The sequence below is a fragment of the Colwellia sp. F1 genome (genome assembly GCF_056238625.1).
Genome location: NZ_JBWDLI010000010.1, coordinates 36,671 through 50,755 on the forward strand (window position 1 = coordinate 36,671; position 14,085 = coordinate 50,755).

General features: G+C 39.8%; 15 protein-coding genes. 8 read left to right on the forward strand and 7 right to left on the reverse strand.

All coding sequences use genetic code 11. The annotated features are described in order from the left end of the window. Nucleotides 1-11: 11 nt before the first annotated feature. The 7 genes from nadD to AC0UA9_RS10850 all read left to right on the forward strand — a co-directional run bounded on the left by nadD (nucleotide 12) and on the right by AC0UA9_RS10850 (nucleotide 7,129). Entirely contained in the window at nucleotides 12-695 is a 684-nt protein-coding gene (gene nadD, locus AC0UA9_RS10820; protein WP_475659936.1) for a nicotinate-nucleotide adenylyltransferase, read from the forward strand. Between the two features lie 189 nt (nucleotides 696-884). Continuing rightward, nucleotides 885-1,208 (forward strand): ribosome silencing factor, encoded by a 324-nt coding sequence (rsfS, locus tag AC0UA9_RS10825; protein ID WP_475659938.1) that lies wholly within the window; start codon nucleotides 885-887, stop codon nucleotides 1,206-1,208. Between the two features lie 149 nt (nucleotides 1,209-1,357). Continuing rightward, nucleotides 1,358-1,828 (forward strand): 23S rRNA (pseudouridine(1915)-N(3))-methyltransferase RlmH, encoded by a 471-nt coding sequence (gene rlmH, locus AC0UA9_RS10830; protein ID WP_475659939.1) that lies wholly within the window; start codon nucleotides 1,358-1,360, stop codon nucleotides 1,826-1,828. A gap of 3 nt (nucleotides 1,829-1,831) precedes the next feature. Further along, nucleotides 1,832-3,811 (forward strand): penicillin-binding protein 2, encoded by a 1,980-nt coding sequence (gene mrdA, locus AC0UA9_RS10835; protein ID WP_475659940.1) that lies wholly within the window; start codon nucleotides 1,832-1,834, stop codon nucleotides 3,809-3,811. Next, complete coding sequence (gene rodA, locus AC0UA9_RS10840; protein ID WP_475659941.1) at nucleotides 3,811-4,926, forward strand: rod shape-determining protein RodA; 1,116 nt, start codon at nucleotides 3,811-3,813, stop codon at nucleotides 4,924-4,926. The genes mrdA and rodA overlap by 1 nt, the downstream gene beginning before the upstream one ends. Before the next feature lie 11 nt (nucleotides 4,927-4,937). Further along, on the forward strand, nucleotides 4,938-5,756 hold the full coding sequence (locus tag AC0UA9_RS10845; RefSeq protein ID WP_475659942.1) for a septal ring lytic transglycosylase RlpA family protein: 819 nt from the start codon (nucleotides 4,938-4,940) through the stop codon (nucleotides 5,754-5,756). Between the two features lie 170 nt (nucleotides 5,757-5,926). Next, nucleotides 5,927-7,129 carry a serine hydrolase gene (locus tag AC0UA9_RS10850; protein WP_475659943.1) on the forward strand — a complete coding sequence of 401 codons (1,203 nt, stop codon included), beginning with the start codon at nucleotides 5,927-5,929 and terminating at the stop codon, nucleotides 7,127-7,129. Between the two features lie 66 nt (nucleotides 7,130-7,195). Here the strand turns inward: AC0UA9_RS10850 and AC0UA9_RS10855 are convergent, their stop codons facing one another. The 5 genes from AC0UA9_RS10855 to AC0UA9_RS10875 all read right to left on the reverse strand — a co-directional run bounded on the left by AC0UA9_RS10855 (nucleotide 7,196) and on the right by AC0UA9_RS10875 (nucleotide 11,148). Next, a complete protein-coding gene (locus AC0UA9_RS10855; protein ID WP_475659944.1) occupies nucleotides 7,196-8,314 on the reverse strand; it encodes a beta-ketoacyl-ACP synthase III in 1,119 nt (372 codons plus the stop codon). 207 nt (nucleotides 8,315-8,521) lie between these two features. Beyond that, on the reverse strand, nucleotides 8,522-8,872 hold the full coding sequence (gene rraB / locus AC0UA9_RS10860; protein ID WP_475659945.1) for a ribonuclease E inhibitor RraB: 351 nt from the start codon (nucleotides 8,870-8,872) through the stop codon (nucleotides 8,522-8,524). Nucleotide 8,873: 1 nt separating this feature from the next. Beyond that, nucleotides 8,874-9,452, reverse strand: a complete 579-nt coding sequence (locus AC0UA9_RS10865; RefSeq protein ID WP_475659946.1) for a 1-acylglycerol-3-phosphate O-acyltransferase — start codon at nucleotides 9,450-9,452, stop codon at nucleotides 8,874-8,876. A gap of 255 nt (nucleotides 9,453-9,707) precedes the next feature. Then, on the reverse strand, nucleotides 9,708-10,217 hold the full coding sequence (locus AC0UA9_RS10870) for a YcxB family protein (protein WP_475659948.1): 510 nt from the start codon (nucleotides 10,215-10,217) through the stop codon (nucleotides 9,708-9,710). 109 nt (nucleotides 10,218-10,326) lie between these two features. After that, nucleotides 10,327-11,148: a crotonase/enoyl-CoA hydratase family protein gene (locus AC0UA9_RS10875; RefSeq protein ID WP_475659949.1), complete on the reverse strand. Its 822-nt coding sequence runs from the start codon at nucleotides 11,146-11,148 to the stop codon at nucleotides 10,327-10,329. A gap of 308 nt (nucleotides 11,149-11,456) precedes the next feature. On the opposite strand from AC0UA9_RS10875, the gene nagB reads away from it, so the two are divergent. After that, nucleotides 11,457-12,263 (forward strand): glucosamine-6-phosphate deaminase, encoded by an 807-nt coding sequence (gene nagB / locus AC0UA9_RS10880; RefSeq protein WP_475659951.1) that lies wholly within the window; start codon nucleotides 11,457-11,459, stop codon nucleotides 12,261-12,263. A gap of 92 nt (nucleotides 12,264-12,355) precedes the next feature. On the opposite strand, the gene AC0UA9_RS10885 is transcribed toward nagB, so the two are convergent. Together AC0UA9_RS10885 and lgt are read right to left on the reverse strand one after the other, a co-directional pair. Continuing rightward, nucleotides 12,356-13,207 (reverse strand): thymidylate synthase, encoded by an 852-nt coding sequence (locus AC0UA9_RS10885; RefSeq protein ID WP_475659952.1) that lies wholly within the window; start codon nucleotides 13,205-13,207, stop codon nucleotides 12,356-12,358. Further along, on the reverse strand, nucleotides 13,207-14,067 hold the full coding sequence (gene lgt, locus AC0UA9_RS10890; RefSeq protein WP_475659953.1) for a prolipoprotein diacylglyceryl transferase: 861 nt from the start codon (nucleotides 14,065-14,067) through the stop codon (nucleotides 13,207-13,209). Before lgt ends, AC0UA9_RS10885 begins: the two co-directional genes overlap by 1 nt. Nucleotides 14,068-14,085 lie beyond the last annotated feature (18 nt).

Consider the following 14,085-nt stretch of genomic DNA (forward strand, 5'->3'; position numbering starts at 1 on the left):
TTTTATCTATTATGCGTAATATTGGCATATTAGGGGGTACTTTTAATCCTATTCATTTTGGCCACACCTTACCTGCCAAAATGGTGGCAGCGCATTTGTCATTAGATCAGGTGCTGTTAATTCCTGCGAGCATTCCGCCACACAAAGCATCTCCCAATGTAAGTGCCAAACACAGGGCAACTATGGTTAAACTTGCTTGTGATGACGAGCCATTGCTCAGTTGTGATGAGCGCGAGTTATCACGTGAGGGTTATTCATACACTGTCGACACCTTAACAGAGCTATCGCAGTTATACCCTGATTCAACTTTATACTTTATTATGGGGTTAGACTCCTTACTTACATTTACCCGTTGGCACCACTATCAAAAAATATTAACCCTATGCCACTTAGTGGTAAACACTCGGCCTAACTATCACCTAGCAGATATGAACCAAGCCACTCAACAGCTACTTAAGCAGCATCAAGTTGACGACATTAATACCCTACAAACAATGAATGCCGGCGGGATTATATTACTCACTGAACCCTTGTTAAAAGAACACTCGGGTCGAGAAACTCATCAGGATAAACCGTTAGATATTAATCTTTCATCGAGTGAAGTACGCCAACGCTTATTGAACAATAAAAGCTGTAAAAACCTTTTACCTGCAAAAGTATTAGCTTTTATTAACAAAAATCAGCTTTATCGTTAACGACTGCGTTAAAAAGTGTTATTATTATCCACTTATGCGGCGTGTACTCTCAAGTTACGATTATGTCCCGCACCAAAAGGTAATTTTTACGGTGAGTAAACCTCACTGGTTACCTCAATAACTAAGCGTAACCATAAACAATACCTAATTTTCAAACTAAACCATAAAGCTGATACTAGGAATAACACCTTGCAAACTGAAGAACTTAAAAATTTTATTATCGAAAAACTTGAAGACATGAAAGGCCGAGATATTATTTCTCTTCATATAACTAAAAAAGCGAGTTTTGCGGATTATATGATTATCTGTTCAGGTAACTCGAACCGCCATGTAAAATCTATTGCCCAATCTATTGCAATAGACTGCCGCGCTGCTGGTGTAGAGCCTTTAGGCATGGAAGGAAATGATGTTGGCGAGTGGTCGTTAGTTGATTTAGGCGATATTATTGTGCATGTCATGACGGACGAGCAACGCGATATATACAACCTTGAGCAGCTTTGGGCTGAAGACTAATTATTACTATTTAAAGACATTGCACCTGCTTTAATGTGCCCCACATTAGCTAAATAACCGCTTATTTTCTCCTTAAATTTAGCCGTTTGGGGTAAGTGGTACGCTAGCAGTTTGTTGTGATATTTTTATTTAACTTAACTAATTGATTTATGAAACTAACTTTATATGCCGTAGGCACTAAAATGCCTAACTGGGTCACACAAGGCTTTAGCGAATACACTCGGCGTTTTCCTCGTGACTTAGCTTTTGAGTTAGTTGAAATACCTGCCGGTAAGCGGGGTAAAAATGCCGATATCGCCAGGATTTTAGAAAAAGAGGGTGAGCAGTTACTAAACGCAATTCCTAAAGATAACCGCATAGTAACCTTAGAAGTCACAGGGAAACCTTGGGACACACCACAACTTGCTAAGCAACTTGAACGCTGGCAACTCGATGGTCGAGATGTTGCCTTATTAGTAGGCGGCCCAGAGGGTTTATCACCGGCATGCATTCGTGCTAGTGAGCAAAAGTGGTCTTTATCAGCGTTAACTTTACCCCACCCTATGGTGAGAATTCTCATTGCGGAAAGCTTATATCGTGCTTGGAGTGTTAATAACAACCACCCCTACCATAGAGAATAACCTATGGCTCCTCGTCGTATTGCTATTAGAAACCATACTGCTGAAGCAAACCTGTTTGCACGACGCACTTTTATTATTTTTGTCGGTGTATTATTCCTGATCTTACTGTTATTTAGTAATATTTATACCTTACAAATTAGTTCTTTTGAAAAATACCAGACTCGGTCAAACTCTAACCGTATCAAGCTGTTACCTGTCGCACCCAACCGCGGATTAATATACGACCGTAATGGCGTTATTCTTGCCGATAACAAGCCCGTTTTTAGTTTAGCCGTTATTCCTGAGCAAACTAAACATTTAGCTGACAGCATTGTAAAAGTAAGTGCGCTACTTGACATCAGTAAAGATAGACAAGATAAATTTTTCAACGCTGTCAAAAACAAACGCCGCTTTAAACAAGTTGAATTACATCCACGTTTAAGTGAGCAGCAAGTGGCTATTTTTGCTGTTAATCAACATAAATTTCCAGGTATTTTTGTTGATGCTCGTTTAAAACGCTATTACCCTTTTGGTAAGTTAACCACACATAATTTAGGCTATGTTGCACGGATCAACCGTAAAGATGCCAACAGGCTGGAACTAGAAGGTAAATCTGAAAACTATGCAGCAACACACGCCATAGGAAAGCTGGGCATAGAAAAATACTATGAAGACATTTTACATGGCACCATAGGCCATCAGGAAGTGGAAATAAATAACCAAGGTAGAATTATAAGAACATTAGACTATAAGCCACCTAAGCCTGGGAAAGACCTCACCTTAACCTTAGATATTGAATTGCAAATGATTGCGAAGCGTGCCCTCCTAGGAAAGCGTGGCGCAGTTGTTGCGATGGATCCTCGCACCGGTGGTGTGTTAGCTATGTATTCTAACCCAAGTTATGATGGTAACTTATTTGTTCATGGCATTAGCAGTAAAAATTGGGATAAAATTCGTCATTCTACAGATTTACCCTTAATCAATAGAAGTGTGCAAGGCTACCCTCCTGCTTCAACAGTAAAACCCTTCTTGGCGTTAACAGGCTTAGAAGAAGGGATTATTACCCCTGAAACTAAAATTTGGGACCCAGGCTGGTACCAACTTAAAGGCCTACCTAATAAATACCGCGATTGGAAAAAGTGGGGCCACGGCTGGGTTGACTTAAGCCACGCTATTGAACAATCTTGTAATACCTATTTCTTTGATTTAGCTTTTAAACTCGGCATTACTAAAATGAGTACTATGATGGAACGGTTTGGTTTTGGTGACTACACTGGCATAGACATACACGAAGAAAGTAGCGCCATCATGCCAAGTGTAGAGTGGAAGCGCGCGCGTTACAATAAGCCTTGGTACACCGGTGAGACTTTATCGGTTGGTATTGGGCAAAGCTATTGGACAGTGACCCCATTACAGTTAACACAAGCATTAACAACCTTGGTAAACCATGGCCAGCGCAAAGTACCACACTTACTAAAATCGATCCAGCATCCTGCCATCAGCTCAAATAACGAAAAAACCAATAGTAGCGAAGAGGTTATTTATGAAGAGCAACCGCCTTTAGTGCTAAAACAAGAAGCCCATTGGGATATAATACTTGACGCGATGCACAATACTGTCCAAGACCCTAGCGCCACAGCTTACAGTGCTTTTAAGGGGACAACCTACGATGCTGCTGGTAAAACGGGCTCTGCACAGGTTGCTCGTATCAAACAAGACGAAAAATACGACGCTGAAAACGTTCAAGAAAACCAACGAGATAATGCTATGTTTATTGCTTTCGCTCCTTTTGACAAGCCTGAAATTGTTGTAGCGGTCGCAATAGAAAATGTTGCTAAAGGCGGTGGCGGTACAAACGCCGGCCCGGTAGCGAGACAAATAATGGACCAATACTTTGGCTCTCGCGTGATCACATCTAAGAGCAATGAATCAGACGCCAACCTTGCTGCATTAGATCAGCATAAGCGCCCCCTTCAGCCAACAATGGAAATTGAATCACAGTAATGCGCCCTTCAAGTCACGAACAACAAAAAGTGCGGAGTTTATGGCAAAAACTCCATATTGATTTACCCTTATTATTAGGCATATTATCATTGATGGCGCTTGGTTTATTTATTGTCTACAGCGCTGGCGGTCAAGATATTGACCTTGTTTATCGACAAGCGATTCGGCTCGGTATTGCCTTAGTGGTGATGCTGGTTGTGGCACAAATTCCGCCGCTATCCTACCGAAAGTGGGCGGTACCTATGTTTGTCATAGGTATTTTACTGCTTATTGCCGTATTACTCTTTGGCCATGTTGGCAAGGGGGCACAACGTTGGCTAGATATAGGTTTTATGAAATTTCAACCTTCAGAAATTATGAAGCTCATTGTTCCTATTATGATTGCTTGGTTTATCAGCCAAGAAAGCCTGCCAGTTAAAATACCCACTATTATAATCGCGTTTGTTTTAGTCTTAATGCCTACACTGCTAATTGCTAAACAACCCGATCTAGGCACTTCATTACTGATTGCCAGCTCAGGTATTTTCGCGATATTTCTTGCTGGTGCAAGTTGGAAGTTAATTGGAGTTTGTGCCGGTTTAGCTTCAGCATTTACCCCTATTTTATGGATGTTTTTGATGAAAGACTATCAAAGACAACGCGTGATGACTTTTTTAAACCCTGAGCAAGACCCTCTAGGCTCTGGCTACCATATCATTCAATCCAAAATTGCCATTGGCTCAGGTGGTATGTCAGGAAAAGGCTGGTTACAGGGAACACAATCACAACTGGAATTTCTCCCTGAACGACACACTGACTTTATTTTCGCTGTGTTTAGTGAAGAATTTGGCTTAATTGGTGTGGGGATTTTATTAACCGTATACTTATTTATTGTCATGCGTGGTTTATGGGTTGCCGTTAATGCCCAAACGGCTTTTACTAAATTGTTAGCCGGCAGTATAACACTGACCTTCTTCGTCTATGTTTTTGTTAATATAGGTATGGTGTCTGGCTTATTACCTGTAGTTGGGGTACCACTCCCTTTAGTGAGTTATGGTGGTACATCAATGGTAACGCTACTCGCTGGGTTTGGCATGCTAATGGCGATCAGTACCCACCGGCGTTTTCACGTATAAAGAGTCTTTTGATGAAAAACTTAAACACACTGCTCGTAATGACTTTATTGGTACTACTGACTGCATGTAGTACTGGCCGTTATCAAGATAAGCATGACAGTATTCCCACTAGAGTACCTAATCCGAGTGAATTACAAGATGCCATTGCGCGCGCTGAGCCTTACAGTCGAGGTGGCAATAAAGATTATCAAGTTAGAGGCGTAAACTATAAGGTTTTAAGCAGTGCCCAAGGTTTTGAGCAAACCGGAATTGCCTCTTGGTATGGAAAGAAATTTCATGGCCATCTTACATCTAATGGTGAGATTTATGATATGTATGCCATGAGTGCAGCACATAAACATTTACCGCTACCGACCTACTTAAGCGTAACAAACCTTGCTAATAATAAGTCTGTTGTTGTGAGAGTTAACGACCGTGGCCCTTTTCATCAAGACCGTATTATTGATTTATCATACAGTGCAGCTTATAAACTGGGTATGTTAAAAAGTGGCACAGCAAAAGTAAAGATCAGCGCTATTACAACGTTTGATGAAAAAACACATCTGTTAAGCCCCCGCATTGCCAACAACACTATTGCTAGCCATTTACTTGAAAAAACTCGCAATAAACAAAAAAACCACATTCAAGTGTTTGCAACAACTAAGCATGAGTTAGCACAACAAATTGCGAACGATATAACAACAAAACATCAGCATACGGTTAAATACCCAAAAGAAAATGGTATTTACCGTATTCAAATAGGCCCAATTGCTGACCAAAAAACGCTCAGTGAATTATTAAGTAAGTTACAGTTAAGTGGTTACCCTAATGCCTACTTAAGAGCGTTATAGTAAGGTGTTAAAGAATAACGCTTTATCAACTGTTATCTTTTGTCATTATTTCTTGCAATTTACTTTGCATCAACCGTAGCCAAGTAAATTTGAGGTGGTATACTTTCAAGCAGCTTTATATAAATTAATCCTTCTATTCAACCCAGTATTAACTAATTGTGTCCTTAACTATGCCCATACAGTCAAAAAATATTACTCGTAAGTTTTTTAATCTCATCAATCGCTCCTTATTTGGCGCTGTTTTAACTGTTGCCTCTATCACTATAAGTAACGCGAAAACAATTATCCCTGACGCGCCATCAGTTGACGCCAAGGGCTATATTTTAATTGATTACACTACAGGCAAGGTTATCGCTGAAACAAATGCTGACATACAGCTAGCGCCCGCAAGCCTCACTAAAATGATGACAAGCTACATCATAGGGAAAGAATTAAAAAGCGGTAATATATCAAATAGTGATAAAGTGTTGATCAGTGAAAATGCTTGGGCAAAAAAATTTCCTGACTCGTCAAAAATGTTTATTGAAGTGGGTACAGAAGTTACCGTAGATGATTTAAACCAAGGGATCATCGTCAGCTCCGGCAATGATGCTTGTGTTGCTATGGCTGAGCATATCGCCGGAAGCGAAGGGGCATTTGCTGACTTAATGAACGCACATGCTGAGCAACTCGGTATGTCAAGCTCGTATTTTGAAAACAGCCATGGGTTAGATAGCTCCTCTCATATGACAACAGCACGCGATATGGCAACCTTGGCTCGCGCTATTATCCGTGATGTCCCGCAAGAGTATGCTTTATACAAACAAAAGTCTTTTACCTATAACAACATTGAACAATATAACCGTAACTCTTTATTATGGGACAAAAGTTTAAACGTTGATGGTATGAAAACAGGCCATACCTCAAATGCAGGTTACAGTTTAGTTACTTCAGCAACCAAAGGTAATATGCGACTTATTACTGTGGTAATGGGCACTGACAGCGAGCGCGCTCGTAAAATGGAAAGTAAAAAGCTACTTAACTATGGTTTTCGCTTCTTCGAAACTTTCACACCTTACAAAGCCGGTGAAAAATTTGCGACAAATCGTATTTGGATGGGGGATAAAGCTGAGGTTGATTTAGGCATAGTCGTTGACACGCCTATCACCATTCCTCGTGGCCAGCGTAAAAACTTAAAAGCGACCTTTGAACTCGATCAACAATTAACCGCCCCCATCGCTAAAGGCAGCGTAGTCGGTAAGTTATTCTTACAAATTGAAGGGGAAGATATAGCACAATACCCGCTAGTAACCTTACAAGAAGTGAATGAAGGTAGCTTTTTCTCTAAGATAATAGATTATATAAAGTTATTTTTTGCGCAGTTTTTTGAGTAAAAACTCTGTGTTAGATGTTAGTTGCTCAGTCGTTTGGCAGCTAACATCTACAGTTGATTATATTAATTAAACGTAAGATAAAATTAAGCAACACGCTGAATACCCTGCCCCAAATGAACACAGTACTGACTTATCACCCGAGTTAAATCCATCACTGTATTTGTGCAGTGCAATAATACAACCCGCTGAGCTCGTATTGGCATACTCATCTAAAATTATTGGCGCTTCTGCTGCGCTAGGCTCACGCCCTAGCACCTTTTTGCCGATGAAGTTATTCATATTAATATTGGCCTGGTGTAAATAAAGGCGCTTTATATCTTCTGGTGCTAAATTAACTTTTGCCATTTGCGTTGTAATTAAATGAGACACCATAGGCAGTACTTCTTTAAATACTTTACGCCCTTGTTGAATAAAGTACTTATCCATATCGTCTGCCGTTTCAGGGCTACACCGATTCATATAACCAATATTACTGCGAATATTATTAGAAAACTGAGTGATGGGCTGCTCTGCAATAATGTTAAATTGATGCTTCCCTGTTGCTGTTGATGAATCCTCAATCACGGTGGCAGTAGCAACATCACCAAAAATAAAATGACTGTCTCGGTCTCGGTAGTTAATTTGCGGTGATAATATTTCAGGATTAATAACCAGCACAGTTTTAGCAGTACCACTGCGGATAGCATTGGCCGCATTAATAATACCAAAGGTTGCTGCAGAGCAAGCCACTAACATATCAAAGCCCCAACCAGAGCAACCAAGTGCTTGTTGTATTTCAATAGCGATAGCAGGATAAGAGCGTTGTGTATATGCACAAGCAACAATGATAAGGTCAATATCTTCAGCGGTTTTATTGGCCGCTAGCATTGCTTCTTTTGCCGCCGCAACACCGATTTCAGCCTGTAGAGACAACTCATCATTTGAGCGTTCAACTAGCGTTGGTCGCATAACATCAATATTTAATATGTCTTTTTTTGACATAACATAGCGGCTTTTGATCCCAGAGGCTTTTTCAATAAAAGCACTGTTTGAGTGCGCTAATGCGCTTAGTTCGCCACGGGCAATGGCTTGCTCATGTTCACTATTAAATTGATCAACATACTGATTAAAACAAGTCACTAACTCATCATTTGAAATGCTTTCAGGGGGTGTGAATAACCCAGTACCACTAATTACAACAGACATAAGACACTCTAATAAATACAAATAAGGTATATAGGTTAGTGTATTTTATTTACCTAGTGTTGTCGATTTTGAATGTTAACAGTTCAAGGTAATAGTAAAAGGTTAGGGAAAAAGTGCTGGTGTTGAGACAGGAAGGCTTTAGCTTACAAAGCTGATAGCGCCTAGGCGAGCTAAAACCTTGTTAAACCAGCTACAGCTTAGCCTAGACTACTCTTCAAAATAGGTGCCCCATCCGTCGTAATCTACTTTACACTTTTGTGCTAACTCAAACATGGCTTTGGTTTCAGCGCGAAGTAATGCTGTGTTAAGCATTTGCTCAGTTACAATATCAAAGGCAAACACTTTCTCGCCATTTTCAAGCTCAGCTTCTTCAGGCTCTTCTACTTCTAATCCTAATTTAAAGGCAGCGATAGCGGCTTTTTCAAGTAAGTCAAAGTTTTCACTGGCAAAGTGATGCTCTATGGTGTGATACACTTCATCATTGGTGCCATCTTCTAGCAATTCATTTACCAATGCATCTGTGTGGTCTAACCACCCTTGTAGTTCTTCATTATTCATTTTATTTATCCTTGGCAATTTCGTCATCAAGCAGGCTGATTTCTTTTTTCATTAACGCATGTACTTCATCTGCTATCGTCCGTGCGTTAGCACTGTCGTCTGTAATATAAATGGGGTCTAACAGCGTGATAATAATTTTACCATTATTCCATCGCCCGAGCTTAATTGTGCCCACCTGGTTACTAGCGCAAATAGGCACAATAGGAACATTAGCTTGTATTGCTGTGCGAAAAGCCCCTGTTTTAAAGGGTAAAAGTCCGCGACCTCTATTTCGAGTACCTTCAGGAAACATCCAAACCGACAATTTATTATTGATAACTTTTTTAACCGTTACATTCATGGTACTCATGGCTTTATTACTATTTTTACGGTCAATGAGTATGTTCCCTGTTAGCCAATACATCTGGCCAAATAGTGGGATCCACTTTAAGCTTTTTTTACCTACTGTTACCGTGCCAGGTTGTACTGCATTAGCAAGTGTAAAAATATCATAATTATTTTGATGGTTGGCGACATAGACCGCAGGCCCTAAGTGTTTAATGGACTCGGGAATTCTCACTTCAACAGTAAAGCCAAGCAAACGACTTATTTTGCCTAAGTATTTAGCGCTATGGTAAACATTGTTACGATGAAACGGCCTGAACAAGCAATAAAGACAGGAAACGATGCAAATAAACAGAAACGTAAAAGACATCAAAAAACAGCGTAAAATAATTAACAATAGCTCAATCTCTAGTAAATTTTAAGGAGGCGAGTATAGCAAGTTTGCCCGAGCCAATAAAACAATTACTTTTTTTGGCCATGATGACAGGGAATTCTCTAGAAAGTCGTCTTGTTAAGGTGAATTATTGGCACTTGCTTTTTTTTGAAGCTGAAGATAGCTTTGTGCCTCTTCTGATAAATACGATTTAGATAAATAGCTTTTTCCTTTACTTTTCCCAGCCTTAAAGTGTAAAACATAACCTAAGCGAGTTTCTTCTATAGTTGTCATGTCGCGCCAGAGGATTTTTCCTTGATGATAAAAGGATTCGGTTAACACTCCTTGCGCATCTAGCGTAAGTTTAACTTCACTATTAGACGCCCTACTGAGCATCTGTCTTAACACCCACCAGGGTTTATGATAATACAAGCTTACCGCCTCTAATATCCCTAACGCTACGACAAACCATGCCGCATAAGCATTAACGGGCGTAAACATGAGAATAATCAAACCAAATAACATTAGAACGCCTGACTTTAAAAAAGCTTTTGGGGTAAGTTTTAAGGTTGCCGACTCAGTATAGCACTCAGTGAAATGCGCCTTGTCTAGGGTAAATGTTGTGGTAAAAATAGGTGATTCGTTCATTACTGGCTGATAGATAAATAAAAAAATAATTCTAACAGAAATAATGCATGTTTAACAATTACCACGCCATGACAAGGTATGACGCTTAATACTTATTGACCTGACACGATTAAAAACCACTACGATCAATAAAGGCTTGCTGCTTTTGTCCTTTTGCTAAACCATTTTTCATCGCAATGCGTTGATTTTTCCTCCCTAGTAACCGCAATTGAGTCATACGCTCCCAAAATAATGCAGCCCGGGTGTCCTTTTGCCATGTTTTTTTAAATAGATATTTTGCTGCTGCAATGGCGTCGGGGCTTTGTTGGCAAATGTTATTCGCCAGTGTTTGTGCTTCAACGAGTGGTGTTGTACTTATTTTTGACACAATGCCATATTGTTCTGCCTCGACCCCTGAAAAAAATCGACCTGTCATGGTTAACTCTTGTGCTATATCGACACGGGTTAATCTGGACAAGGTAACCATACCGCTCATGTCGGGGATCAAACCCCATTTCATTTCTAAAATGGATAAGTTAGCATCAGGCGTAGCTATGCGGTAATCGCAGGCTAAAATAATTTGCATACCAGCGCCAAAACAATTGCCCTGCACTACGGCAATGACTGGCATGGGTAAGTCACGCCAAACGTGCGCCACTCGCTGAAACATATTGTCTTTTCGCCAAGGTAACTTAAGAAAAAATTTAGCGATCATTGAAGGGTTTTTGGCCACATAATTAAAATCTAGTCCCGCGCAAAAAGAGGCGCCGGCGCCTTGTAAAATAACACAACGTATGGCTCGGTCTTTTTTAATTTTTTTGGCGGTTGCAACCAATTGCATAATCATAGGTTTGTCTAAACCATTATGCTTGTCTGCCCTATTTAAAGTGACATAAGCGACACTGTCTTCAACGTGAAGTTTAACTCTGGCGTTAGTCATAATATTTATCATGTTAAGGTTCGTTTTCACTGAGTGTGCCACAAAGCAACTGGTACTACCACTATGAAGAGATATTTACTTTACACAAGTAATTTTCTGATCAAAAAACCGATAAATACGATTATTATCTCCCATGTGCTGGTCATTTTGTGGTAAAGTTACCATACGCACCTAGATTTTTTATCATTGCAATAATAAAACAGCTCAAAGCTGTAGCGGTTAAAGATAAATGCCATGCAATGATTTCTGATATTTTGGAAGACTCTCCCCTTTGGTATCAATCCCTTGGGGTAATAGTTTAATTTTTCTAAGGAAATTACATGCAAGTTATTATTTTTGACGATGCCCAACAAGTTGCCGAAAATGCTGCCAATTGGGTAGCCGAATTAATAAAGACAAAAACAGATCCCGTACTAGGTTTAGCGACAGGCAGCACTCCTATAAGCCTGTATCAACAACTCATTAATAAATACAATGCTGGTGAATTAAGTTTTAAGAATACAACGACCTTTAATCTCGATGAGTATTTAGGTATTGATGCGAATAACAAGCAAAGTTATCGACATTTTATGAATGAAAACTTGTTTGACCATGTTGATATTGATAAAAGTAAAACCCACCTACCAACCTGTGGCCAAGGCGAAAACCCGAGAGCGCAAGGCTTAGCTTATGAAGCAAAAATTAAGCAAGCAAACGGCATAGATTTACAAATATTAGGTATTGGTGCTAATGGGCATATTGGTTTTAACGAGCCAACGTCAAGCCTAGCATCTCGTACACGTATCAAAACCTTAACCCAGCAAACACTTAACGATAATTCTCGTCTGTTTGACAAAGACGAATTTCAACCAACGCTTGCGATGACCATGGGGATTGCTTCAATTTTAGATGCGAAGCATGTACTGCTTATGGCAACCGGTCAAAATAAAGCCCAAGCCGTTAAAAACATGATAACCGGCCCGCTCACTGCTAGCTGCCCTGCTTCATCGCTGCAAATGCATGAAAAGGCGATTATATTATTAGATAAAGCCGCAGCAAGTGAGTTAGAAGATCAAGATTATTTCCACTTGGCAAATAGTCAAAATATTAAAGTTACTCAAGAGTTTGGTTTATACCATAACGCTTAAATTAATAATAATATAACGATAATAGTTTTATAAAAAAACCGGCGCTTTAGCCGGTTTTTTTTATTGTGACTCATTAGCCAAGGAGCGCTTACTTACACAGCGAATGGATACTTTATCGGGGGATGGCTTTGATAGCCTTCTACTGAGAAATCATCCATAGTAACCCAAGTTTCTAAATCTTTTAATGATTTAATCTTTGGGTTTATCAATAACTTAGGGGAAGGTAGCGGCTCTCGCTTAAGTTGTACCTCTCTCATTAATGCGAGTTGATCTTCATAAATATGCGCATTGACTATTTTATGATAAGCAATGCCCGGCTTTAGACCAGTAATCTGCGCCATTATCGCTAAAAAGAAAAACACCTGCACTTGATTAAAGTTTAAGCCTAGCGGTACATCGCACGAGCGTTGGTAGCTGGTTAAATAAAGTGTTCCATCTAAAATTGAAAAGTTATGCGTATGCATACAAGGCCGCAAACAGCCCATATGAAATTCACCCGGGTTATAAAAGGTTAATATTTCAGCGCGATCATCAATACCTTGACTTAAGTTATCGACTATTTTTTGGAGCTGATCAATAGTCCCCCCCTCTGCTTTCGCCCAAGCACGGCCTTGAACCCCGTAAACGCGGCCCATATCATCTTCACCCTTACGGTGAACGTTATTGAGCCAGTCTTCATTTAAATTAGCATTAGCATCCCAGGTTTTTGTCCCTAATTTACGAAAATCAGCAGCATTATCATAACCACGAAGATAGCCAATAAACTCGGCAATGGCTGATTTAAAAAAACTTTTACGTGTGGTTATCATCGGAAATTGATTTTGCCCAACATCGTATTCTAAATCGGCATTAATAACGGTTAAACAGCGCTTACCCGTACGGCTATTTTCAACCCAATGCCCTTGGTCAACAATACGTTGACATAAGTCTAAATAAGCGCGCATTATGCTTTTCCTTGTTTAGCGGATTTGCCATGACTTTTAACAGACTTTGAGCTCTTAATAGCCGATTTTTCTTCTATTAAATAACCGCAGTAAATAATGAGTATGCCACCGACAATCATGGGGATACTTAATAATTGTCCTTGAGATATAAAAGAGAAATACAAACCTAAATGTGCATCGGGCTCTCTAAAGAACTCTATCAGGGTTCTAAACACGCCATAACCAATTAAGAAAGCACCAGAGGCTAAACCTAAGCTTCTAGGTTTGCGAGTAATAACAAATAAGATAGCAAATAACACCACGCCCTCAAGAAAAAATTCATACAGTTGTGACGGATGGCGTGGTAGTTGTAAAGGGTCGGTTGGAAACACCATGGCCCAAGGCACGTCGGTTTGTCTGCCCCAAAGCTCAGCATTAATAAAGTTACCTAAGCGGCCCATACCAAGGCCAATAGGCACGAGTGGAGCAACAAAATCACCCACGTGTAAAAAAGGTTTTCCTACTTTTCTAGCAAACAGGTAAATCGCAGCAATAACTCCAAGTAAGCCACCATGAAACGACATTCCACCTGTCCATATTTTAAATATATAGAGTGGATCTGCTAAAAAGTAGTCAAATTGATAAAATAGTACATAGCCAATGCGGCCACCTAAAATTACCCCTAAAAAGCTATAAAACAACAAGTCACTTACTTGTTCACGTGCCCATTTGCCACCACTTTTATCAGCTGCTTTATTGGCAATGAACATCGCGGCTAAAAAGCCAATTAAGTACATTAAGCCGTACCAACGTAATGCAACAGGCCCTATACTAAAAATAATAGGGTCAATAATAGGAAACTGTAAAAACTGTTCTGTCATTTTCTATCCAAATAAAGC